At 62.9% G+C, this 22996-nt stretch carries 26 protein-coding genes and 1 riboswitch; of the genes, 8 read left to right on the top strand and 18 right to left on the bottom strand.

Annotated features, from left to right (window positions below):
- Positions 1-235 precede the first annotated feature (235 nt).
- Positions 236-1189: a DMT family transporter gene (locus QZ634_RS14400; protein ID WP_291989475.1), complete on the top strand. Its 954-nt coding sequence runs from the start codon at positions 236-238 to the stop codon at positions 1187-1189.
- Here QZ634_RS14400 and QZ634_RS14395 read toward each other — a convergent pair.
- The 10 genes from QZ634_RS14395 to rapZ all read right to left on the bottom strand — a co-directional run bounded on the left by QZ634_RS14395 (position 1186) and on the right by rapZ (position 8703).
- Complete coding sequence (locus tag QZ634_RS14395; protein WP_291989473.1) at positions 1186-2385, bottom strand: hypothetical protein; 1200 nt, start codon at positions 2383-2385, stop codon at positions 1186-1188. The genes QZ634_RS14400 and QZ634_RS14395 overlap by 4 nt on opposite strands.
- Positions 2386-2429: 44 nt before the next feature.
- Positions 2430-3161 carry a hypothetical protein gene (locus QZ634_RS14390; RefSeq protein WP_291989471.1) on the bottom strand — a complete coding sequence of 244 codons (732 nt, stop codon included), beginning with the start codon at positions 3159-3161 and terminating at the stop codon, positions 2430-2432.
- Positions 3161-3724 (bottom strand): hypothetical protein, encoded by a 564-nt coding sequence (locus QZ634_RS14385; RefSeq protein WP_291989469.1) that lies wholly within the window; start codon positions 3722-3724, stop codon positions 3161-3163. The genes QZ634_RS14390 and QZ634_RS14385 overlap by 1 nt, the downstream gene beginning before the upstream one ends.
- Entirely contained in the window at positions 3721-3999 is a 279-nt protein-coding gene (locus QZ634_RS14380) for a DnaJ domain-containing protein (protein ID WP_043567986.1), read from the bottom strand. Before QZ634_RS14380 ends, QZ634_RS14385 begins: the two co-directional genes overlap by 4 nt.
- A 190-nt stretch (positions 4000-4189) precedes the next feature.
- Positions 4190-4540, bottom strand: a complete 351-nt coding sequence (locus QZ634_RS14375) for a TfoX/Sxy family protein (RefSeq protein ID WP_291989467.1) — start codon at positions 4538-4540, stop codon at positions 4190-4192.
- A 10-nt stretch (positions 4541-4550) separates the two neighbouring features.
- Entirely contained in the window at positions 4551-5390 is an 840-nt protein-coding gene (gene metF, locus QZ634_RS14370) for a methylenetetrahydrofolate reductase [NAD(P)H] (protein WP_291989465.1), read from the bottom strand.
- A 10-nt stretch (positions 5391-5400) separates the two neighbouring features.
- Positions 5401-5754, bottom strand: a complete 354-nt coding sequence (locus tag QZ634_RS14365; RefSeq protein ID WP_291989463.1) for a phage holin family protein — start codon at positions 5752-5754, stop codon at positions 5401-5403.
- A gap of 27 nt (positions 5755-5781) precedes the next feature.
- The gene (gene ahcY, locus QZ634_RS14360; RefSeq protein WP_291989954.1) at positions 5782-7191 is read right to left on the bottom strand and encodes an adenosylhomocysteinase; all 1410 of its coding nucleotides are present in this window, start codon (positions 7189-7191) and stop codon (positions 5782-5784) included.
- 105 nt (positions 7192-7296) lie between these two features.
- Positions 7297-7369: riboswitch (S-adenosyl-L-homocysteine riboswitch) on the bottom strand.
- A 78-nt stretch (positions 7370-7447) separates the two neighbouring features.
- Positions 7448-7822: a NusG domain II-containing protein gene (locus QZ634_RS14355; RefSeq protein WP_291989461.1), complete on the bottom strand. Its 375-nt coding sequence runs from the start codon at positions 7820-7822 to the stop codon at positions 7448-7450.
- Positions 7822-8703: an RNase adapter RapZ gene (gene rapZ / locus QZ634_RS14350; protein ID WP_291989459.1), complete on the bottom strand. Its 882-nt coding sequence runs from the start codon at positions 8701-8703 to the stop codon at positions 7822-7824. The genes QZ634_RS14355 and rapZ overlap by 1 nt, the downstream gene beginning before the upstream one ends.
- An 82-nt stretch (positions 8704-8785) precedes the next feature.
- Between rapZ and QZ634_RS14345 the strand changes: the two genes are divergently transcribed.
- The 3 genes from QZ634_RS14345 to QZ634_RS14335 all read left to right on the top strand — a co-directional run bounded on the left by QZ634_RS14345 (position 8786) and on the right by QZ634_RS14335 (position 12444).
- Entirely contained in the window at positions 8786-9964 is a 1179-nt protein-coding gene (locus tag QZ634_RS14345) for a M20 aminoacylase family protein (protein WP_291989457.1), read from the top strand.
- Between the two features lie 334 nt (positions 9965-10298).
- Positions 10299-10979 carry a response regulator transcription factor gene (locus tag QZ634_RS14340; RefSeq protein WP_043567974.1) on the top strand — a complete coding sequence of 227 codons (681 nt, stop codon included), beginning with the start codon at positions 10299-10301 and terminating at the stop codon, positions 10977-10979.
- Positions 10948-12444, top strand: a complete 1497-nt coding sequence (locus QZ634_RS14335; RefSeq protein ID WP_291989455.1) for a sensor histidine kinase — start codon at positions 10948-10950, stop codon at positions 12442-12444. The genes QZ634_RS14340 and QZ634_RS14335 overlap by 32 nt, the downstream gene beginning before the upstream one ends.
- 57 nt (positions 12445-12501) lie before the next feature.
- Here the strand turns inward: QZ634_RS14335 and QZ634_RS14330 are convergent, their stop codons facing one another.
- A complete protein-coding gene (locus tag QZ634_RS14330) occupies positions 12502-13413 on the bottom strand; it encodes a LysR substrate-binding domain-containing protein (RefSeq protein ID WP_291989452.1) in 912 nt (303 codons plus the stop codon).
- Between the two features lie 118 nt (positions 13414-13531).
- Between QZ634_RS14330 and QZ634_RS14325 the strand changes: the two genes are divergently transcribed.
- The 3 genes from QZ634_RS14325 to tkt are packed head-to-tail and all read left to right on the top strand — an operon-like array spanning position 13532 to position 17671.
- Positions 13532-14614: a class 1 fructose-bisphosphatase gene (locus QZ634_RS14325; RefSeq protein WP_043567968.1), complete on the top strand. Its 1083-nt coding sequence runs from the start codon at positions 13532-13534 to the stop codon at positions 14612-14614.
- Between the two features lie 59 nt (positions 14615-14673).
- Entirely contained in the window at positions 14674-15549 is an 876-nt protein-coding gene (locus tag QZ634_RS14320) for a phosphoribulokinase (protein ID WP_291989450.1), read from the top strand.
- A 58-nt stretch (positions 15550-15607) separates the two neighbouring features.
- The gene (tkt, locus tag QZ634_RS14315) at positions 15608-17671 is read left to right on the top strand and encodes a transketolase (RefSeq protein WP_291989448.1); all 2064 of its coding nucleotides are present in this window, start codon (positions 15608-15610) and stop codon (positions 17669-17671) included.
- A gap of 96 nt (positions 17672-17767) precedes the next feature.
- Here tkt and rpoH read toward each other — a convergent pair whose 3' ends face one another.
- The 5 genes from rpoH to QZ634_RS14290 form a co-directional block, all read right to left on the bottom strand.
- Complete coding sequence (rpoH, locus tag QZ634_RS14310) at positions 17768-18628, bottom strand: RNA polymerase sigma factor RpoH (RefSeq protein WP_291989446.1); 861 nt, start codon at positions 18626-18628, stop codon at positions 17768-17770.
- A gap of 157 nt (positions 18629-18785) precedes the next feature.
- A complete protein-coding gene (locus tag QZ634_RS14305; RefSeq protein WP_291989444.1) occupies positions 18786-19262 on the bottom strand; it encodes a hypothetical protein in 477 nt (158 codons plus the stop codon).
- Positions 19263-19374: 112 nt separating this feature from the next.
- Complete coding sequence (locus tag QZ634_RS14300; RefSeq protein ID WP_291989442.1) at positions 19375-20634, bottom strand: multiheme c-type cytochrome; 1260 nt, start codon at positions 20632-20634, stop codon at positions 19375-19377.
- A 49-nt stretch (positions 20635-20683) separates the two neighbouring features.
- A complete protein-coding gene (locus QZ634_RS14295; protein WP_291989441.1) occupies positions 20684-20956 on the bottom strand; it encodes a hypothetical protein in 273 nt (90 codons plus the stop codon).
- A 49-nt stretch (positions 20957-21005) separates the two neighbouring features.
- The gene (locus tag QZ634_RS14290; RefSeq protein ID WP_291989439.1) at positions 21006-21626 is read right to left on the bottom strand and encodes a cytochrome C peroxidase; all 621 of its coding nucleotides are present in this window, start codon (positions 21624-21626) and stop codon (positions 21006-21008) included.
- Between the two features lie 287 nt (positions 21627-21913).
- Here QZ634_RS14290 and QZ634_RS14285 point away from each other — a divergent pair, with 287 nt between their 5' ends.
- Positions 21914-22126, top strand: a complete 213-nt coding sequence (locus tag QZ634_RS14285) for a cysteine-rich CWC family protein (RefSeq protein WP_291989437.1) — start codon at positions 21914-21916, stop codon at positions 22124-22126.
- Here the strand turns inward: QZ634_RS14285 and nudB are convergent.
- Positions 22089-22544: a dihydroneopterin triphosphate diphosphatase gene (gene nudB, locus QZ634_RS14280; RefSeq protein ID WP_291989435.1), complete on the bottom strand. Its 456-nt coding sequence runs from the start codon at positions 22542-22544 to the stop codon at positions 22089-22091. The two genes, QZ634_RS14285 and nudB, sit on opposite strands and share 38 nt — an antisense overlap.
- Positions 22541-22984 carry a barstar family protein gene (locus QZ634_RS14275; RefSeq protein ID WP_291989433.1) on the bottom strand — a complete coding sequence of 148 codons (444 nt, stop codon included), beginning with the start codon at positions 22982-22984 and terminating at the stop codon, positions 22541-22543. The genes nudB and QZ634_RS14275 overlap by 4 nt, the downstream gene beginning before the upstream one ends.
- Positions 22985-22996: the final 12 nt, after the last annotated feature.

The raw sequence follows: 22996 nt of genomic DNA, 5'->3' as shown, positions 1-22996 counted from the left end.
GAGCGGACGGTTTTCGCGGAAGTGTACCGCGCCACGCGAGAACTGTCAGTGGGCAGGTCGACATTCCCGGAGCTCGACTACTGAGCGCGCCGGCATCGCCCGGTGGTGGTCAACGGTGACGCGGTGTGCGTGGTCGATCGTCGCCGGCGTTTACCCGCCGTCGCTGTTGACGTACAGTGAGCGCCCGCCTCGCAAGCCAGAGGCATCCGCAAGCTTCTTTCGTATCGCCATCGGCATGCCCTGGAAAAACTGGTCTTCCGAACGTCTCGGGGTCCTGCTGGCGATTCTCGCGGCGTTCGGCTTCTCGTTCAAGGCGATCTTCGTCAAGCTGGCCTACGCCGTACCGCAGGCGGCGCCAGTCGATGCGATCACCCTGCTTTCCTTGCGCATGACGTTTGCTCTGCCCTTCTTCGCGCTCGTCGCGGTGCACGCCAGCCGTGCGGCGCCGTCGCTGTCGCGCCGTGACTGGTTGACGCTCATCGTGCTCGGCCTGCTCGGTTATTACGGGGCAAGCATTCTCGACTTCATCGGCCTCGCCTATATCAGCGCCGGTCTCGAGCGCCTGATTCTGTTTACCTATCCGACACTGACGGTGATGATCGGCGTGATTTTCATGGGCAAGACCCTGCAGCGGCGCGAGATCGGTGCGCTGCTTCTGTCGTATGCGGGAATTGGCCTGGTCTTCTTCCATGACCTCGAATTCTCGGGCCAGGCGCGGTCGGTACTCATCGGCTCGCTTTTCGTTTTCGCCTCGTCGCTGGCCTATGCCTTCTACCTGGCGGGCAGCGGCAGCATGATCCAGCGCCTCGGTTCGGTGCGCTTCACGGCATTGGCGATGCTGGTGTCGGTACTGGCCACCGAGCTGCACCTGCTCGTCACGCAGCCACTGTCGGCCTTGCTGCAGCCCGCGCCGGTCTACGCCTACGCGGCGGCGATGGCTCTGTTCTCGACGGTGCTGCCGGTTTTCCTGCAATCGGCGGCGATCCGCCGCATTGGCGCGACCCAGTCGGTGATGATCGGGACCCTCGGCCCGATGCTGACCATCGCCTTTGCCTGGCTGCTGCTCGGCGAGCCGCTTTCCCTGATCCAGCTGGCCGGTGCCGGACTGGTACTGGCCGGGGTGTGGCTGGTCTCACGGCGTGGACCGAGCGATCGAGCGATCATCGGTTCGCTGCACCCACGCGACTAGCGAATGCTGCAGTTTTCCTTGAGGTAGGCGAGCGCCTGGTTGCCCGAAGCGTCGGCGGGGTCGACGAGCGCCTCCTCAAGCTCCGGGAAAACCGTTTTCCAGAGGGTTTCGAGGTCATCCTGCATGGCGTAGGGCGCGAAAGCGCGGATGAAAGCCAGTGCCGGTTGGCGTTGCAGGCCCTTGCTCCGGATCTTGCCAATCAGGGTGCGTGCAGCGGCTTTGCTCAGTGCCGGCCTGGGTGGCGTATCGACCGCGAGGCAAAGGAAAATCGTCAGCAGGGAGTTGTCGTCGACCTTGCCAGCGGTAATCTCCTGCCAGTCCTGCGACACTCCTGCACTGAACTGGCTGGCCTCCTCGAGGCCAAAATCGCGTAGAAAATAATGCGGCTCAAGCTCGGGAATGATCGTGTTCATCGCCCGCGAGGCGTCGAGGATCCTCGGCAGATCGTCGCTTTCGACCTTCTGCAATTCCTTGCGGGCGACCGCGTGATGGGCTTGCGGCAGCGCCTTGAAGAGCGCTGCGAGGCTCTTTCTCCCCCTGCCAGGCACGCCGTTTTTGCGCAGCCTTGCCAGGAGGTCGACGAATTCAGCGGCGTTGGGCAGTGAGCTTGTCGTGCCGCCGGCGAGATGTACGAGGATTGCGCTGCGGATGATCGACTCGCTGGCGACGGTGGAAATCTCGCTGGCCGGGGCGCCGAGCTTTTCGGCAAACCACAGCGCCGCGTCGATCGTCTGTTGGTGGTCTTGCCGTTCGGCGCGTGCCTGGCGATAGTCGGCACTGCTGCGCAGTGACCAGTCGGCGAGAAACGTCTTCTGGGATTGCTTGACCATGATGCCGAACGATGCGTCCTCGGGCATCGCCCAGAGGCTTTTCAGCATTTCCGAGCCGCCCCGCGAATGCGACAGAAAGCTGCCGTCACGCAGTGATCGTGCCGCCTTTTCGAGGTCGCCGCCGCTTTGTTCCTCGAGGAACAGGCTGACCAGATTGACGATTCGTTCGCGTGCCTCGTCGATGTTCGGGCGCAGATACTGGGTGCCGAAATACTCGGCGATCTGCACCATTCCCTTTGGCCCCTCGTCGCCAATGGCGGCAAGCTTGTCGCCACCCAGGATGCCGGCGCGCACGCCGAAGGCGAGCGCACGTTCGAAAAACGGGCGATCGTCGAAAACGGCGAGCTGGCGACGGTCATCGGGCATGGGCAGTCAGCGGGTGGGTTTGGCGGGGGTGACGATTTGCCGATCTACAACGCGGATTCTTCCTCGGGCTCGCCCGGGGGCCTGCGCTGTTCGTTGGCGCGATTTGCCGTCTCGTCGCTGGCCAGCTGCGGTTCTTCGGCACGCGCGCGTGCGCGCAAGATGAGCAGGACATCGCGGAAGATCTCGGGATGTTCGTAACGCAGTAGCCAGGTCAGCTCCATCCAGTCCTGATCGCTGACTTCGCTATGGCTGAGGAATGGCCGATTGGCCTCCGGATCCGACAGTTCGTCGAGACGTTCCTCGTCGTTCAGGTCGGCGGCTGCTTCATCGATGTCGTCGAAGAAGCCGAAGGTGCCGGTCTTGAAAAAGTGCTCGACGATTTCGCCACGGTCGCAGAGATAATCGGCCAGCGCGTCACAGCCGCCGTCGACTGCCCCGATCGCCTCGATGAACTCTCCGGGATCACTGTCGGCCCGGAAAATGACCGAGTTGATGATCGCCCGCAGGCGTTCGTGGCTGGCGTCGCCATAGCGATGTTCGAGGACGATGGCGCGCGCGAACTGTTCCGGCAGGACCAGCAGGCTGACCACCGACTCCTTGGAGGAATCGAAGTCGCGGAGGATCGCCAACAGGTCCTTGGCGGCAAAATCGTCAAGCGCGACGACCAGTGCGCCGTCGCCGTCGCTGTCGACCAATGACGCCAGCGCCGCCTCGGCACCGACGATATCGCCGACCCGGATCAGCTTCTCTGCGCGTACGAGCACCGGATGACTCATCAGTGGTCTCCCGAGGTTCGATCTTTGCGGTCAAAACCCTGTTCGGCAAGCCAGTCAGCGCCCGCTTCTTCGAGATCGACGTCGTTGTCGGGCTCCACGTCAGCATCGGACCGTTCGTCGTCGTAGCCGCCATAGTCGTCGCGCCGCCGAGCGCCTGGCTCCGATGACACCTTGCTGCTTGCCCGCAGGTACTCCAGACACGCTGTGACGACCAGGAACTGCCCGCCGTTCGGGTCGGTGAGGACGATCTTGGCCAGTTCTGCGGCCCAGGGTTGCAGGTTAACGGTTTCTTCCCCCAGAACGTCCCACGAGGGCAGGTCTTCAGGGTCCTGCGCCGCCAGGTCGCGCATCACTTCCGGGCTGAGAAAATCCATTCCGCCATGAAACGCGACGGCCAGCATTTCGGGGTTGCATTCGATCATCGGCAGCAGATCGGGAAGCTGGCTGCGCTTCAGGCGCAGCCGCTGGGCGAGGACATCGTGCCCTGCCGAGTCGGTCAACAGGTCATCGAGCTCGGCGTCGTAGGCCGAGCTGAGCTCTTCAAAAAATGGCGACAGCCTCACTGCAATACTCCTTCCAGGTAGTTCTTCCAGATCTCCCGCGCCGTTTCAAGCGGTTTCTCGAGAAGATTGCGGCGCCGGTTCTCTTCGTAGTCGTGTCGCCGGGTGGCGTCGGAAAGCGTCTCGTACGCTTCCTGAACGTCGCGGAATCTGTCCGCTGCGTCAGATGCGGTGTTGCGGTCAGGGTGGAGCTGCAGCGTCTTCTTGCGATAGGCCTGCTTGACGCCTTCGATAGACGTCTCACTGGTCACGCCCAGTACTGCGTAGTAGTCCTTCATGAATCCTCGTCGGGCGGGTCTGCTGCGGGCTGGCGCGTGCGCCGGTGGTCCAGGCACGGGTGTGCGCGTCCTCGTGCAGCAGGCGAGACGGCGCGACGCGCGCAATTCTAGCCCGAAATCTGCTCTTTCGCCGACTACCTGCGCGGGGCCGCGTTCGGTCGTGCTCGGCGCGGCCGGTGTCGCCGGCGTGCTACTTGGCTGGTTTGCGACTGCGCGCCGCCGCGGCCAGTGCGGCACGTGCCCAGGGCAACATTTCCTCGCCGCTCTCCATCGCCTCTTCGGGCACCGTCCAGTAATTCATCGTGTCGTTGCGGCCGTCCTTGCGCTGGACGCTGAAAGGCTTGCCGCCGACCGCTTCGAAGGTGGCGGCGCTCTGCGCATCCGCCTTGAGGTAGAGGACGTCGTCGGCGACGATCGCAAAGAACAGATCGTCGCAATAAAAGCCCCAGCCGCCGAACATTGCCTTGACGCGCAGCGTGCCGAGCGGAGCGAAGAGTTCGAGAGCATAGCGGACAACTACGGGTAGCTCGCGTGCAGCCATCTTGAGAAACCTATGAAAGGTGGAGGCGCTGCCACAGCTGGGTGGTCAGGGCGTCCTGGTTGAGGGTGTAAAAGTGCAGGCCCGGTGCGTCGTTGGCCAATAGCTGTTCGCAAAGCCCGCTGACCACGTCGAGGCCGAAGGCACGGATGGACGCGCTATCGTCGCCGTAGCTTTCCAGCTTCTTCCTGATCCAGCGCGGTATTTCCGCACCGCAGGTGTCGGAGAAGCGTGCCAGGCTGCTGTAGCTGGCGATCGGCATCATGCCGGGGACGATCGGCACGTCGATGCCGATTGCCTGGCAATCGTCGATGAAGTGCGCGTAGGCGTCGAAGTTGTAGAAGTACTGGGTGATCGCCGAGTTGGCTCCGGCATCGAGTTTGCGCTTGAAGTTCACGAGGTCATCGCGCGGGCTTCTTGCCTGCGGGTGGTATTCGGGGTAGGCGGCGACTTCGATATGAAACCAGTCGCCGGTTTCGGCGCGGATGAATTCGACCAGCTCGTTGGCGTAGCGAAAAGTGCCGGGCCTGGCCATCCCCGACGGGAGGTCGCCGCGCAAGGCGACGAGGTGGCGGATGCCGTTCGCGCGGTACTGTTCAAGGATGCTGCGAATGCTTTCGCGCGTCGAGCCGATGCACGACAGGTGCGGCGCCGCCTGGTGGCCCTCGCCCTGGATGTCGAGCACCGTTTCGAGCGTCCGGTCACGGGTCGAGCCACCAGCGCCGAAAGTGACCGAGAAGAAGCGGGGCTTGAGCGCCGCCATGCGGGCACGTGCGGCGCGCAGCTTCTCGGCGCCTTCGGGCGTTTGTGGGGGGAAAAGTTCGAGGCTGAAAGTACGCTTGTGCTGTGTCATGGGGAGACCATCACTTGCCCTTGCGGGCAGCTAACAGGGAGGAAAGTATCGACGCGATGATGCTGTACAGCAGCGCTCCGAAGACACCTGGCCAGAAGCCGCTGACGACGAAGCCTTCGAGCAGTGAACCAGCCAGCCAGAACATCAGGCCGTTGACCACGAACAGGAAGAGGCCGAAGGTCAGCAGCGTGACCGGGAGGGTGAGCAGAACCAACAGGGGCCGCAAGACGGTGTTCACCAGCCCCAGCAACAAGGCGGCGATCAGTGCCGCCGCAAACGATGCCAGCTGTATCGACGCGGGCATCAGATAGGCGACGGCAAGCAGCGCGCAGGCGTTGAGCAGCCAGAGCAGGATCAGTCGCATGACGATCTCCCCTGTTGGTAGCGGGCATCAGTAGCGGTAGTGGTCCGGTTTGTAGGGACCGTTCTTGGCGACACCGATGTACGCGGCTTGCGCATCGCTCAATTCGCTGAGTTGCGCGTTCAGCGTCTTGAGCTGCAGGCGGGCGACCTTTTCGTCGAGATGCTTGGGCAGCGTATAGACGCCGACCGGATAATCGGCGGTACGCGTGAACAGCTCGATCTGGGCGATGGTCTGGTTGGCGAACGACGAACTCATCACGTACGAGGGGTGGCCGGTGCCGCAGCCGAGGTTGACCAGGCGACCTTTGGCCAGCAGGATGATGCGCTTGCCGTCGGGAAAGATGACATGGTCGACCTGTGGCTTGATCTCTTCCCAGTCGTAACCCTCGACCGAGGCGACGTCGATTTCGTTGTCGAAGTGCCCGATGTTGCAGACGATGGCCTGATTCTTCATCCTGGCCATGTGGCCATGGTCGATGACGTGATAGTTGCCGGTGCAGGTGACGAAGATGTCGGCCTTGTCGGCAGCGTAGTCCATGGTCACTACCCGGAAGCCTTCCATGGCTGCCTGCAGCGCACAGATCGGGTCGACCTCGGTCACCCAGACCTGCGCGGAGAGGGCGCGCATGGCCTGCGCGGAGCCCTTGCCGACGTCGCCGTAGCCGGCAATCAGGGCAATCTTGCCGGCGATCATCACGTCAGTGGCGCGCTTGATGCCGTCGACCAGCGATTCGCGGCAGCCGTAGAGATTGTCGAACTTCGATTTGGTGACCGAATCATTGACGTTGATCGCCGGGAAGCGCAGCTCGCCCTTGGCGTGCATCTGGTAAAGGCGATGCACACCGGTGGTGGTTTCTTCGGTGACCCCCTTGACCGCCGCCAGGCGGACCGAGTACCAGGCAGGATCGCTGGCCAGCTTGGCCTTGATTGCCGCGAAGAGAATGGTCTCTTCTTCGGAAGTCGGTTTGGCGAGTACCGAGAGGTCCTTTTCGGCTCTGGCGCCGAGGTGCAGGAGCAGCGTCGCGTCGCCGCCATCGTCGAGGATCATGTTGCTGAAACCGCCGTCGGGCCACTCGAAGATACGGTGCGTGTAGTCCCAGTAATCGGTCAGCGATTCGCCCTTGACGGCGAATACCGGTACACCCGATGCGGCGATGGCCGCGGCGGCATGGTCCTGGGTCGAGAAGATGTTGCACGACGCCCAGCGCACTTCGGCGCCGAGGGCGGTCAGCGTCTCGATCAGTACGGCGGTCTGGATGGTCATGTGCAGCGAGCCGGTGATGCGCGCACCCTGCAGCGTCTTGGCGGCGGCGAATTCTTCGCGAATCGCCATCAGGCCAGGCATTTCGGTTTCGGCGATGCGCATTTCCTTGCGGCCCCAGTCGGCGAGGCCGAGGTCGGCGATTACGTAGTCTTGGGTCTTGCTAAAAGCGTCCAGCACAGGTGGCTCCTTCGGAACTTTGACGGGCAAGGAAGCCGGAGCGTGCCGTACTGAAGGACTTCAGCCTGGGCTCACCCCGCTTCCCATGCCCGGCATGGGTTGGTTGGATGAGCGCCGTTTGAGAAATCCGAGCCTGAAACTGTCGAACGACAGCCCTGCAGCGCCCCTCGGATTAGGCTTGCCATTATAACGCGGATCGCTGTCTGTAAAACCAGGGCATTCGTCACACACCAGCGGCCATGGCGCTCCGCATTCAGTAGGACAGCGAATCGTAAGTCTGCCTGTTTCCCTGCACTTCGACACTGACCTGGTTCGGAGCGCAGATGGCGATCTCTCCGGGCCGCGATAGCCAGCCCTGGCGCACGCAGTACTGGCGTGGGCCAGGATCCGCAGCGATGCGCACCCGACGCTGCTCGACGACCACCGTCGTGACGCCCAAGGGGCCTGGGACATCGATACGGCGATTGCGCGACAGGTCGAGCTCCGAGAAGATTTCGCCGCCACGCCGGACGATCGCTTTTTCAGCAGTGCCGGCCTGCCAGGCGAGCGGGAAAGCGGTAGCGCAGAGGGCCAGGCCCAGCGCCACGGTCAGCCAGTCGCCGGGCTTGAACAGCCCGAGCCAGAGCATTACGGGATGTCGAGAGCGGCCATCGGCGGCGGCGCCAATTCACGGTGCCGAACCAGTACCCGGGCACTGCTGCGGAATTCACGTCCCAAACGCTCGGCGAGGTACACCGAGCGGTGCTGCCCGCCGGTGCAGCCGATGGCCACGGTCAGGTAATTGCGACTGTCGCGAACGTACGCCGGTAGCCAGGCACGAACGAAGCCGGCAATGTCGTTGCGCATGCGCAGGACTTCGGGTTCAGCTTCGAGAAAGGAAACGACCTGCACGTCACGGCCGGTCAGCGCGCGCAGGTTGACTTCGTAGTACGGATTGGGCAGGCAACGTACGTCGAACACCAGATCGGCGTCAAGCGGAATGCCGTTCTTGAAGCCAAAGGATTCGAACAGCAGTGCCAGCCCGTGGCGGGGATCGGCGTCGTCGTCGGTGGCGACAAACTGGCGCACCCACTCGCGCAGCGAGCTGGGCTTGAGGACGCTGGTATCCATGTGGTGCGCGATGGCGGACAGGCCGGCCAGGTGGACACGTTCCTCGGCAATGGCTTCGGTGAGGGTCAGCCGATCGCTGGCCAGCGGGTGCCGGCGCCGCGTTTCCGAGTAGCGCTTGACCAGCGTGTCGTCCTGCGCGTCGAGAAACAGCAGCTGCAGTTCGAGATCCCCGCCGCGCAGGGCGTCGAGCTGCGGCGGTAGCTTGGCGACGCTGTCGCCGCCGCGACTGTCGATCACCACGCCGACCTTGTGATAGCCCTGCTCATCGAGTTGCGCAACCAGTTGCGGCAACAACTGGGAGGGCAGGTTGTCCACACAATAGTAGTCAGCGTCCTCCAGTACTTTGAGGGCGATCGATTTGCCGGAACCGGAGAGGCCGCTAATGAGAACGAGATGCATGTGAGCAAGGATAACGGTGCGCGCCGCCACGAGCAAGCCAGTCTGGCATACACTCGATCTTCCAATTTGTCTGGGCAGGCTCATGAGTCTTTTTGATATCCCCTTTCTCGACGAGCTGGCGGCCATTCGGCGCGACATTCACGCTCACCCGGAGCTTGCTTTCAATGAGTTGCGCACCGCCGATCTGGTCGTGCGCGAGCTGAGCAGCTACGGCTTGCAGGTTCATCGCGGGCTGGCGCAGACGGGCGTCGTGGCGACGCTGCGCAAAGGCAGCAGCGAGCGGGCGATTGGCCTGCGCGCCGACATGGATGCGCTGCCGCTGCTCGAGAAGAACGACTTTTCGCACCGCTCGACCGCCGCAGGCCTGATGCACGCCTGTGGTCACGACGGCCATACGGCGATGCTGCTCGGCGCCGCGCGCTACATGGCCGGGCACGTCGACGAGCTCGATTTTGACGGCAGCGTGCATTTCATCTTCCAGCCTGCCGAGGAGTCGGAGGGAGGGGCTGCGGTGATGATTGCCGACGGACTGTTCGAGAAGTTTCCGATGGACGCCGTGTTTGGCCTGCACAACTGGCCCGGAATCCCGGTTGGCGAAATGGCGGTTATGCCGGGGCCGGTGATGGCCGGGACTTGCGCCTTCGAGATCTGGGTGCGTGGGCACGGTTGCCATGCCGCGATGCCGCATCAGGGCGTCGACACGCTGGTCGTCAGCAGCCAGTTGGTGCTCGCCTTGCAGACCGTCGTGGCGCGCAACGTCCACCCTTGCGAGTCGGCCGTCGTCAGCGTCACTCAGATGCACGGCGGTGAGGCGTGGAACATCATTCCCGACGATGCCGTCCTGCGTGGCACGATCCGCAGCTTCAATGGCGAAACACAGGTGCTGGTCGAGCGCGCCGTCGAGCGTCTGTGCACCGGCATGGCCAGCGCCTTTGGTGCGCAGATCTCGGTGCGCTTCGACCACCGCTATCCGGCAACGGTCAATAGCGCTGCAGAAAGCGAGGTCTGTCGTCAGGTGGTGAGGGATTTGCTCGGCGCCGACAAACTGCGGGTCGATGAGCTGCCGTCGATGGGCGCCGAAGACTTCGCCTACATGCTGGCCGAGAAGCCGGGTTGTTACGTCTGGCTGGGCAACGGTCCCGGCAGCGGCGGCTGCACCCTGCACAATCCCCACTACGACTTCAACGACGAAATCCTGCCGCTCGGAATCAGTTACTGGGTACGACTGGCAGAGACCTGGCTCAAGCGCGGCAAGGCCTGAATCGCAGGCGGCGAGGCGAGGCCGCTGGCCACCCGTCAAGACTTCGGCAGGACCTTCGGAAGGCCACGACAGGAGAGGGTTTTTTGTTACACTCGCACGGACAGCGGGGCCACAGTGTCCCCGGCGGCCGCCCGTCCAGTGGCACGATGGTGGTTTCGGCGCCGCGGCAGGGTCCGCGAAAAATGGTGGGGAGTGTCCAGTGCAGTACCCGGACACTCCCCAAGTTCCGGTCGCAACCAGAACTCCCAAGACCATGAAATGGAGAACAGCGTGCGTAGCCTAAAAGCGGGGGCTTACAGGCAGCTTACGTACGCCAGGCAACGAACCGAGATCCATGCGCATTCTTCTTGCTGAAGACGACCGAATCATTGCCGATGGCCTTAGCCGCTCGCTGCGCAAGGCGGGCTACGCAGTCGACTGCGCCTATACGGGAATCGACGCCGATACGGCTTTGATGACCAACGTCTACGATCTGGTGATTCTCGATCTCGGCCTGCCAAAGTTGCCCGGGCTGGACGTGCTGCGGCGGCTGCGTGCTCGCAAGTCGAGCACCCCGGTATTGATCCTGACCGCGCTTGACGGCATTGACGACCGCGTCAAAGGGCTTGACCTCGGTGCCGACGACTACATGGCCAAGCCGTTCGAACTGCCGGAGCTGGAGGCGCGTGTGCGTGCGCTGAGTCGTCGCTCGTCAGGGACGGCACGTCTCATCCAGTGTGGTTTGCTGACCTTTGACCAGACCGACCGCTGCGCGATGGTCGATGGTGAGATGCTCGACCTTTCCGCACGCGAGCTCGGCCTGCTGGAGATTCTCCTCTCGCGCACCAAGCGGCTGGTCAGCAAGGACCAGCTGGTCGATCACCTCTGTGGCTGGGGCGAGGAAGTGAGCCACAATGCGATCGAGGTCTATATCCATCGCTTGCGCAAGAAGCTCGAAGCGACAGGTGTCAATATCACGACCGTGCGTGGCCTCGGATACTATCTTGAGAAACCTGCGGAAGAAACGAGACCCTGACGTCCAGCGCTCGCTGTTCGGCGAGATTCTGGACTGGATGCTTGCACCCCTCCTCTTCGTGTGGCCGATCAGCATCGCTTTCACCCACTACTTTGCCAACAGTGTTGCCAGCTTCCCCTATGATCAGTCGCTGCGCGAACATGTGGCGGCGATATCGCGCCAGATTACCTTCGCCGACGGGCGTCCGCAGCTGGCAATGCCCGGCCTGGCGCAGCTTTTTCTGCGTTCCGACGAGATCGACAACGTCTATTTTCACCTCCTTGACGCTGACGGCACCCTGGTTGTCGGAGACCCGGAACTGCCGGTGCCGCCCTTGCCTGCCAGCCTGGGGAGCGTCGAGTCCGGCGAGGTTCATTTCCGCGATGACGAGTACCGCGGCCAGACGCTGCGCGTCGCTTATACGTATGTCTTCGCCAGCCCCAGCTCGCCGACGCGTCGCGTTCTGATCGAGGTCGGCGAAACGACTGAAAAGCGTTCCCAGTTGGCGAACAAGATCATTGCCAGCGTGATCCTGCCGCAGTTCGTGATTATCCCTTTGGCGGTAGTGCTGGTCTGGTTCGGGCTGTCGCAGGGACTGCGTCCGCTGACCCGTTTGCGTAACCGCATCGAAGCGCGTCGCGAAGCAGACCTCTCGCCAATTTCGCTGAGCCGCGTCCCCGAGGAACTGCGACCGCTGACCGAAGCTTTCAATTCGATGCTGGCGCGAATGCAGAACAACGTCGAAGCACAGCGCCGGTTCATCGCCAACGCCGCGCACCAGATGCGAACGCCGCTGACCGGCCTGAAGACGCAAGCGCAGCTGGCCATGGGTGAGCGTGACCCGGGCGAGTTGCGGCACGCGCTGAGTCAGATTCTCACCGGCGTCGATCGCGCCTCGCACCTGGTCGACCAGTTGTTGGCGCTGGCGCGCGCCGAGGCGAGCGGCCATTCGCAGCAAACGCTGGTGCCGCTCGACCTTGAGCAGTTGCTGCGCGAAATCGTCGAAACCTGGGTTGTGCAGGCGCTCGAGAAACGCATCGATCTGGGTTACGAACCGGCCGGCGTGGTGCCGATTGTCGGCAACGCCTTTCTGTTGCGCGAGATGATCAACAACCTGCTCGACAATGCCCTGCGCTATACGCCCGCCGGAGGGCGGGTGACGGCGCGGGTATTCGGGCAGGGCGACTTTGCTCTCCTCGAAATCGAAGACAGCGGCAGCGGAATTTCCGACGACGATTCACACAAGGTCTTCGACCGCTTTTATCGGGCCGACGGCAGCGATGGCGAGGGGAGCGGCCTGGGCCTGGCCATCGTTCGCGAAATTGCTGAGGTCCATCAGGCGGCAGCCAGCCTGCGCCCGAAGACCGGCGACGCGGGTCGTGAAGCGGCGTGCGGCTGTATTGCCAGGATCGTTTTCCCGCTGCGTCGCCTGCAGCCGTCTCACCTGCCGACACCGGCAGCCACCACGCGCACCGGCTTTGCCTGATCCATGCCGCTGGCGTGCTGGTCGCGCGTGTCGGCGATCGCCTTGGCGACCGAATCGTCAGACCAGCTTGCGCAGGTAGGCGGGCGCGAATTCCAGCACGAAGTCCCAGAAGGCGGCCAGCGCTGGCGTCAGGTGCTTGCTCTTGTGGCGGACGATGTGCCAGCGGCGCATCACCGGCGTTCCCTCGACCTTCAGGACGCTCAGGCGCCCAGCGCTGAGTTCGAGTCCGAGCGTGTGCTGGGAAAGGAAGCTGATCCCCAGGCCGGCGACGACCGCCTGCTTGATGGCTTCATTGCTGCCCATCTCCATGCCGATGCGCGGCTTGATCGAACGCTCGTGAAAGAACTCCTCCATCGCCGAGCGTGTGCCTGATCCCGTCTCGCGAACGATCAGCATTTCACTGGCCAGGTCTTCGACGGCGACACTTGGCCGCCGGGTCAGGGGATGGTCGGCAGCGGCGACGATCACCAGCGGGTGCGGCGCGAAGGCCACCGCCGTGGCGTCGAGGGCCGGCGGCGGCCGGCCCATGATCGCCAGATCCACCTCGTTGCTGGCGAGCAGGCGAAAGACCGTGTCGCGGTTGTCGATGAGCAGGCGGATACGTACGTCGGCGTGCGTCTTGCGAAACTGTGCCAGCAGCCCCGGCGCGAAATACTCGGCCGTACTGGCGACGGCGACGGCGATGCGTCCGCCTTTCAGACCTTTCAGCGCCAGTAGCGCTTCGTCGGCCTCTTTCAGCGACTGCAGGATCTGGCGCGCGTGTTCGAGCAGGATCTCACCCGCCTCGGTCAGAAAGACGCGCTTGCCGATGCGTTCGAAGAGCAGGGTCCCACAGACTTCCTCCAGCTGCTTGATTTGCAGCGAGATGGCCGCGTGCGTCAGATGCAGACTCTCGGCAGCCCGCGCAAACGAGAGGTGGCTGGCGGCGACCGAAAAAATCTGCAGCTGACGGATAGTCGCGTTTCTCATCGGTTAGTTTTTATTAAACAAAATAGACAATAGCTTTAACTAGAGTTTTTCTATCAGGCGGCTAGAATCGGGGCATCGCTGATCGACCAGCCAAGATTTCATCTTCCGGAGTACCGCCATGCTATGCGGACGTACCAACGTAAACAAGTTCCTGATCGAAGAGCAGCGCCGCAATCCGTCGCTGGTCGGTGATTTTTCAATGCTCATGAGCGACATCGTTCGTTCCTGCAAGGCCATTGCCCAGGGCGTCTCGCGTGGTTCGCTGGCCGACCTGCTGGGTGATGCCGGCAGCGAAAACGTCCAGGGCGAAGGGCAGAAGAAGCTCGACGTCCTCGCCAACCAGGCCTTCCTCCGCCACTGCGAGTGGGGTGGCCACCTGGCGGCGATGGCCTCCGAGGAGATGGAAGATATTTTTCCGATTCCCTCCGAAAACCCCCGTGGCCGCTATCTGCTGGTTTTTGACCCCCTCGACGGCTCTTCGAATATCGACGTCAACCTGTCGGTGGGGAGCATCTTTTCGGTCCTGCGCTGCCCCGAGAATTGTAGTGGCGGTGCGCCGACGGCGGTCGATTTTCTGCAACCGGGCGCGCAGCAGGTTGCCGCCGGCTACGCGCTCTACGGACCATCGACAATGCTCGTACTGAGCGTCGGCAACGGAACGCATGGTTTTACGCTCGATCGCAACATAGGCGAATTCCTGCTCACCCACCCGAACCTGGTGATCGCGCCGGAAACGCGCGAGTTCGCGATCAACGCTTCCAACGAGCGCTTCTGGGAGCCGCCTGTGCAGCGCTACGTCAGCGAGTGTCTGGCCGGGCAGAGCGGCGTTCGCGGCAAGGACTTCAATATGCGCTGGGTGGCGTCGATGGTTGCCGAAGTTCATCGCATCCTGATGCGCGGCGGCGTTTTCATGTATCCGCGGGACAGCAAGGATCTGTCCAGGCCTGGTCGCTTGCGCCTGATGTACGAAGCGAATCCGATGGCCATGATCGTCGCCCAGGCGGGTGGCCTGGCGTCAACCGGCAGCCAGCGCATTCTCGACGTGCAACCGACCAGCCTGCACGAAAGGGTGCCGGTGATTCTCGGTTCGCGTGACGAGGTCGAACGAATCGAACGCTACCATCGCGAGCACGAGACCGGTGAGGATCAGCCCTTCAGTTCGCCGTTGTTCTCGACGCGCACCCTGTTCCGGGACGATTGAGCCCAGCATCGGGCAGCCGCGCGGACACCGCTCAACTTTAGTTACAGGAGGAATCCCCAATGTCGATCAAGAACCCCGTCATCGCGATTACCGGTTCCTCGGGCGCCGGAACCACGTCGGTGACCAAGGCTTTCCAGCACATCTTTCGGCGCGAGAACCTCAACGCGGCGATTATCGAGGGCGACAGTTTTCATCGTTACGATCGCCTGGAGATGCGCGAGAAGATGGCCGAGAAGGCGCTTGCCGGTGACCACCAGTTCAGTCACTTCGGACCCGAAGCCAATTTGTTCGCCGAACTCGAAGCCTTGTTCCGAACGTACGGCGCGAGCGGTGGTGGCACGAGTCGCCACTATGTGCATGACGATCTTGAAGCCGAGCTTTACGCTTCGCCACCGGGAACTTTCACGCCTTGGGCTGACCTCCCTGCGGGGACCGACCTCTTGTTCTACGAAGGTCTGCATGGCGCGGCGAGCACCGCTACGGTTGACGTCGGGCGCCATGTCGATCTGTGCGTCGGTGTCGTCCCGATCATCAACCTCGAATGGATCCAGAAGTTGCATCGCGACAAGGCGCAGCGCGGTTACTCGACCGAAGCGGTGGTCGATACCATCCTGCGACGGATGCCTGAGTACATCAACTACATTTGCCCGCAGTTTTCCAGGACGCACGTCAATTTCCAGCGCGTGCCAACGGTCGATACCTCGAATCCGTTCATTGCGCAGGATATCCCGCAGGCTGACGAAAGCATGCTGGTGATCCGTTTTGCCAATCCTCAGGGCATTGATTTCCCCTATCTGCTGAGCATGCTGCATGGTTCGTTCATGTCGCGCCCGAACATCATCGTCTGCCCAGGCGGCAAGATGGGTCTGGCGATGCAGATCATTTTTACGCCGATGATCATGCAGTTGATGGACAAGAAGCGCCGTGCGCGCTGAACGTCATCGCCCGCACTGGTCGAGGACAGTTGCCCTGCCCTGAGGGAAGGAGATTTCCGTGCCCACCGCATCCCGCAAGCTACGCCGCCGCTGCGCCAACGCGCTGCGCTTCCTCGCCATTGACGCCGTGCAGGCGGCGAACTCGGGGCATCCCGGGATGCCGATGGGCATGGCCGACATCGCCGAGGTGCTCTGGCGTCATCACCTCAAGCACAATCCGGCCAATCCGCGCTGGTCCGATCGCGACCGTTTCGTGCTTTCCAACGGGCATGGCTCGATGCTCCTCTACGCGCTGCTGCATCTCAGCGGCTACGATCTGCCGATCGACGAGCTGCGGCGTTTTCGACAACTGCACTCGAAGACGCCGGGTCACCCCGAGTTCGGGATAACCGCCGGGGTCGAAACGACCACCGGACCGCTCGGGCAGGGGCTGGCCAACGCCGTCGGCATGGCGCTCGCCGAGCGCCTGATGGGCGAGACCTTCAACCGCCCGGCGCACAAGATCGTCGACCACTACACCTACGCCTTCATTGGCGACGGTTGCTTGATGGAAGGCGTTTCGCACGAAGCCTGTTCGTTGGCCGGGCGCCTGTCGCTGTCGAAGTTGATCGTTTTCTACGACGACAACGACATTTCCATCGACGGGCGCGTACAGCCGTGGTTCGCTGACGACACGCCGCAGCGTTTCGAGGCCTACGGCTGGCGGGTGGTACCCCATTGTGACGGCCACGACGCCGATTCGATCGAGGCAGCGATTCGCATTGCCAGGACCCAGACCGGGCGGCCGACGCTGATCTGCTGCAAGACCATGATCGGGTTTGGCTCGCCGAACAAGGGCGGTACGCATGAGGTGCACGGGGCGCCGCTGGGTGTGGCCGAGATTGCCGACACGCGCCGCCTGCTCGAATGGCCGTTTGCCCCTTTCGAAATCCCTCCTGATGTTCGTTCTGGCTGGGACGCGCGCGTTTCTGGGGCCGACGCCGAGAATGACTGGAAGCTGCGCTTTGCCGCGTATCGTGTCGCCTACCCGGAGTTGGCTGCCGAGTTTGCCCGTCGCATGCAGGGCGAGTTACCTGCCGACTGGAGCCGGCACGTCGCGGCGTTGCTCAAACAGTGCGCAACACAGGCTGGCGCCGTCGCCACGCGCAAGGCTTCGCAGAATGTCATCGAAGCGCTGGCCCCTGTGCTGCCAGAGTTGCTCGGTGGATCGGCCGACCTGACCGGGTCGAATCTGACCAACTGGAGCGGCACGCGCCCGGCCAACCGCGAACAGGCCGGCAACTACGTCAACTATGGGGTGCGCGAGTTCGGCATGACGGCAATCGCCAACGGCATCGCGCTGCACGGCGGCTTCATTCCGTATACCGCGACTTTCCTGGTCTTTTCCGATTACGCACGGAACGCAATTCGCCTCGCCGCGCTGATGAAGCTGCGCCAGCTGATGGTCTACACGCACGATTCGATCGGCCTCGGCGAGGACGGCCCGACGCATCAGCCGATCGAGCACGCGGCGTCCCTGCGTTTGATTCCCGGACTGGACGTGTGGCGCCCGGCCGACGCCGTCGAGACGGCGGTCGCCTGGACTTCTGCCCTTGAACGAAGGGATGGCCCTTCGTGCTTCCTGCTCTCCCGGCAAAACCTGCCGGCGCTGGCGCGCAGCGCCGCGCAGATCGCCAGCATCAAGCTCGGTGGCTACGTCATCGGCGATGCGGACAGCGTCGCAACGAGCGTGCTGCTGATCGGCACCGGTTCCGAGTTGAACATCGCCATGGCCGCGCAGGTGGCACTCGAAGAGGAAGGAATCGTCGCACGCGTGGTTTCGATGCCGTGCACGCGGCGTTTCGATCTGCAGCCGCTGGCGTACCGGCAGCAGGTGCTGCCGCCGTCGCTTCCGGCCGTCGCTATCGAGGCCGGGCATCCCGATCTGTGGTGGAAGTACGTCGGCGGCAAAGGTGCCGTCGTCGGCATCGACCGTTTTGGCGAGTCGGCGCCGGCAGCCGACCTCTACGACTTCTTCGCCATCAACGTGGCGAGGGTTGTCGCCGAGGCGCGCCGCCTGGTGAAGGCGCCGTCATCAGCCGCGAAAAAGGCTTTGCCAGGCAAGGCGGAAAGGGGGAGCTGACGGTCGACGAACCTTTGCTCTTGAGGCAAGAAAAAAGCCGGCATTGCCGGCTTTTCCGCGTGCAGGTGGCATCTCCACCCGCGACTTTGCGTACCCTCAGGTATTCGCCACCAGCGGCGCCAGATTGGCGCGCATCTTCTGCATTGCCTTGACCTCGATCTGCCGAATCCGTTCTGCGGAAACCGAGAACTCGCCGGCGAGATCGTGCAGGGTTGCCGGGTTTTCTTCGGTCAGCCAGCGCGCTTCGACAATTCTGCGGCTACGCGGGTCGAGACTGCCCAGGGCATTCTGCAGGCCGTCGCTGTGCAGTCGGTCGCGGGCACGCCCTTCAAGGACGTGCACCGGTTCGCTGGAGTTGTCGGCGAGATAGGCCGCAGGCACGAAGGCCTCGTCATCGTCAGCCTGCGCGTCGAAGGCCGTGTCGTGTCCGGACAGGCGCGTGTCCATTTCCATGACCTCGTCGGCTTTGACGTTCAGGCGTTGGGCGATGTCGGCAACCTGAACCGGGCCGAGAGCGTCGCGGTTCGCTTTCATGCTGCGCAGGTTGAAAAACAGTTTGCGCTGCGCCTTGGTCGTTGCCAGTTTCACCATTCGCCAGTTCTTGAGCACGTACTCATGGATCTCGGCTTTGATCCAGTGGATGGCAAACGAAACCAGCCGAACTCCGCGCCCCGGATCGAAGCGCTTGACGGCTTTCATCAGCCCGATATTGCCCTCCTGAATCAAATCCGCATGCGGCAGCCCATAACCCAGGTAGCCGCGAGAAACGGAAATCACCAGACGAAGGTGCGAAAGAACCAACTGCCGCGCAGCGTCGAGATCGCTTTCTTCGCGGAAGCGGGTCGCCAGACCAAACTCCTGCTCTTCGGTCAGCATGGGAACCTGTCTGGCCGCCTGGATATACGCGTCGATGCTGCCAATCGCGGAGATCGTTGGTAAAGCCAAAGCTTGCGTCATTTGGATGCACTCCTCCTTGCTGTTTACTTGCTATCACCCGTATTTTAGCACTCGCAGTCTGAGAGTGCTAAAGCTAGAGAAGGTTCGCCCTCAGACAGGCGATAGATCGATGCCAAGATCTGCTACGAACGGCGAGCAACGCAGAGCCGTCGCTGGATCAGTTCACCACCAGCCGGTAGTCGGGCGTTGGGTTCAGCGGGCACGAATAAACGTACTCGCCGGGCTGGAGATCGATTACGTAGTCCTGCGTCTTGCCCGTAAGCAGGCCACCGCCGGAGACACTGGGCAGCGTGACCCGTCCTGCAATCCCTTGGCCACGCAACCAGAAGCCGAGTTCGTAGGGAACGTCCTTGTTGGTGACGCGAAAGATCGTCTTGCCCGGCTTGAGTTGCAGGGTTTTCGCCGTTTGCACGCGGCTGGCGCCAGACTTGGCATTGATGGCCTCGCAGTCCTGGATCTTGGTGCTGCGATAGCCGTGGTTGGTGCCCTGCTCGCTCTCCAGGAACTGGCAGGGGACCTGCGTCAGTTCGACGATGACCGCAGCGTCCCCGCCGGCGGCCAGTGCGCTGCCGCCAAGCCCTGGGGCGGCGAGAACGAGAGTCACTAAGAGCTTGTTTGTGATGGTCATGGTCATGGTAATTTCTCCTCAAAAACGTTTCTGGTTGTGCCGCCAAGCGCAGTCCAGTGAAAAGACGCAAGCCACGTGTGACGGTGTCTGCGCACGCCCTGCGACGGGGTCGGCGGGCTCATCGCTGCGGCAGCACTCGCCGCTCCTCAAAAGCCAGGAAAGAAGACGATTCGGCTTGTTTGAGTGCCTGACCGATGAGCTCCCGGCCTCTTCCTGCCGCGCCGTCGGCAAGCAACGCACGGTAGAAACGGGAGTAGAACTCGTCAGGTTCCACGCGCAAGCGGTAGGCAAGTGCCACGGCGGCGCGATGCACGGGCCGCTCGTAGACCAGGCGTAGCTCGCCGTCGGGCGCCAGGCGGGTGTCGCTGGTTTCGCTGCCGAGATCGAGAGGGACCAGGCGTTGAATCAGCTGTTCGATACGTGTCCCCGGCAGACTGCGGCCGTCGCCGTCGAGCTGCTCGATCTCGGCGACCAGCCTGGGTGTCACATAGGTCGGCAGGTAATGGCCAGCGCCGGTATTACGCACGCTCAGAGCCGCGCGGATGGCATTATTGGTCCACTCGCCGCCTTCCACTGAAAAGGTGACGGCAGCGCGGACCGTTTCCGGATCGTGAATTCCTCGCCAGAAATGCCGGCGTTCGGGCATGTGGCACGATTGGCAGCTGCGGCCTTCCCGGGCGTGTCGCGAGGCTTTCCATTCGTCGTGGGTGTTCTCCAACAGCTTGCCGTTCAGCGCGTATTCGTGGGGCTGGAACTGATGGCAGGCAGAGCAGAAGCGGGAATCTTCGAATGCCCCCGTGGCGACGAAGCCGGCGTGCGGCAACGTAGCATTCTGTGCCGCGTCGGGTGCTGTTCCATCGCGCCGCGGCGGACCGGAACGTTGATGAGCCCGGACATGACAAGCGGCACAGACGACCCCCTGCTGGTGCAGAGAAGCGGTTGCCGGTGAAGGCGCCGCGTCTGGTGACGCGTGTTCGGTTGCCGCGAGTTCGGCAAGCAGATCATTGGCCTGTTCGGCCAGAGGTGCGTGGCAGCGGAGGCAATCCTGGTGTTCGTCGCGCGCCGTCGGCGTCATGGCGAGCAATTGCCCCATCAGACCGGGCCCCATGGCCTGGGCGTGCAAACTTGTTTTCCAGTCGCGATATTGCTCGGCGTGGCAACTACCGCAATCGCTGGGCATCAGCGACGCTTCGAGCGGGCTGAACTGCTCCGGTGCCTTGCCCTGCGCGGGCAGTGGACGCGCCCAGTGGCGCTCGAGAAAAGCGCTGGTCGCATGCGCGGACCCGGTACCCGGGTTGCGTTCTGCGCGGGCTGGTGACAGCACCGTCTCGCTTCTGTCACAGGCGTTGAGAACGAACAGCAAAACGGGAAGGGCCAAGAGCACCCTTCCCGTTGCAACTGCCGAGGTAAACATGCTCAGGCGATGCTCACATCTTCTTGGCTGCGCAGGGGTTCTTCGCCGCGCAAGGATTCTTGGCGGCACAGGGGTTTTTCGTTGCGCACGGATTCTTCGCCGCGCAGGGGTTTGCCGCCTTCGCCGCACAGGGATTGGCCATCTTGGTCGCCGCGGATCTTCCTGCGCAGGGGTTTTTCGCCGTACACGGATTCTTGGCGGCGCAGGGATTGGCCGCGTGCGCAAACGGAACGGCGAGAGCAAGGGCGGCTGTGCCGAGAGCAAGCTTCAGGGTTTTCGTATTCATTGGCGTCTCCTTGGGTGGTTTTTTCTTACACAACCTAGCGGAACGTCCGCTATTTCTTTACAGCACAGGGATTTCTTGCCGCGCAGGGGTTGTTACTCGCTGCGCAAGGGTTACGGGCGGCGCAGGGGTTGTGTACCTTTCCCTTGGCCGGCGTGAAGGTCTTCTGGATTTCGGTCGCGTAAGCACCGAGAGCCGCCAGCTCCCGCGAACTCCAGGCCAGTGGTTGTGCGGCCATGGGAGCGAGCATGCAGATTTGAACCATTTCGTCGAGGTGCGTGGTCTTCATGCCGACACGATCTTTGGCCATCTGGACCGCATGCGGATAGGGCTGCGCGAAAGTGTCGTGGAACGTGCCATTCGACTGATGGCAGGTGTTGCAAGACATGCCGTTGGTCGACAGGCTGCTGTCGGACCACAGGCGCTGGCCTTCCTGCTTGAGTTCGCCGGCAGTGCCCGCGTACGGCCTGTAGTTCGTCGGGCGGGTGACCAGCTTCCGGTCAATAGCGTCGTTCGGCTTGCTGGCAGCACACGGGTTCTTCGCTGCAACGGGGGTTTGCGACTTCGGCGCGCAGGGGTTACAGGGGTTGGCTGCGTGCGCGGCGGCCATCGGCAGTGCCAGGCCACCGGCTAGAGCGATGGCCAGAGCAAGGGGTTTCGCTGTCGGATTCATCACTGATTTCCTCTCTTTGCGGTAGTCTTCGTTGCCCTCATCAGCGCCGGCGACGCCTGTGGATGGCCCCTGATAGCGCTTGGTCGCCGCACACGGGCCGATGCTTACACCTTTCTCGTGTTTTTCTTCTTTCCTGCATCGCTCTGCCTGAACCTCCGTTGAGCAGAGTCCATTCACGCTTGACAAGGTGACCGCACGGCGCAGAATCGGTTCATGAGCCGCGGGGGGCCGATCCAATCGAAGTGCGAGACCCCGGATGAGAGTGAATCTGGAGAGTGAGGAACGCCATGTCGAAGGTCCCTGAAGATCCGCAAGCGAGTACCTGCCCCGCTTGCGGCACGTCCTTTGTCTGTGGTGCGGCGGCGGGCCTGGCAAGCTGCTGGTGCATGGAGAAAGCGCCGCTTTCGTTGGCGCCGGAGGCCGGAGGCCGTTGTTTTTGCCCGACCTGCCTGGCGCAGCGCTTCAGCGCCGCGCCGGGGAAACCCTCTCCGGCAGCATGAGCAGCGCGTCGCGGTTGCTCCACGAAAAGCACTTCGCAGCGGCCTCGTGCCAGGGCAGCCAGCAGTAGTCGAGGTGCTCGTCGGGAGCAATGACGACCGCTCGCACGGCCGCTACCTGCAGTGAGAAAACGTGCTCGGTGTTGTGTACGACTCCCGGCGCGTAACGATGTCGCCACTCGGCAAAAATCTCGTAGCGGTTGCTCATCTGCCAGTCGTGCAAGTCGCCTGGAGGCGCACTGATGCCCGTCTCTTCGGCAAGCTCACGCAGCGCCGTGTCGGCCAGCGCCTCGCCGCCTTCCTGGCTGCCGGTGACCGACTGCCAGTAGCCCGCATGCGAGGCACGCTCAAGCAACAGCACCTGCAGGTCGGGGGTATGGACCACAACCAGGACCGATACCGGTCGCTTGTAGGCCGTCATTCCAGGGTCGGAAGTGTTGCCAACCCGTCGGCCTGGAGGTCGTAGAAAACCCACATCGGGACACCCTGCGAACGCCATTCGTCGATCGCTGCGGCGAAGACTTCGTTGAGTGTCCGAAAAGCGTTCGCGTTCGCGAACTGCAGGGCTTCGGCTCGCGACAGGATCAGCAGATAACCGCACTCCTCGCGCCACGAGATATCGCTCAGGCAATCCTTCAGCGCGTCGAAGTTGCCGCCGTACCATGCGGGGAAGCCGAGCTGGCGGCCGAGCCGGGTCAGTACCCCATGGATCTGGTCCGAGTCGCCGAGATCGGCTTCGAAACAAGCAAAGCCGGCGGCTTCGGCAGCTTCGCGCAGGGCCCTACGATCACCGTGCGGAAGACGGTAGATGCCGGCCTGGCGTGAATCCTCCAACAGAGCTTGCAGGTCTTTCTGTGTCATGGTGGGTCGTGA

The sequence above is a fragment of the Candidatus Accumulibacter sp. ACC007 genome (assembly GCF_907163205.1).
Classification (GTDB): Bacteria; Pseudomonadota; Gammaproteobacteria; order Burkholderiales; family Rhodocyclaceae; genus Accumulibacter; species Accumulibacter regalis.
This window is presented reverse-complemented; position numbering and strand designations above follow the sequence as displayed.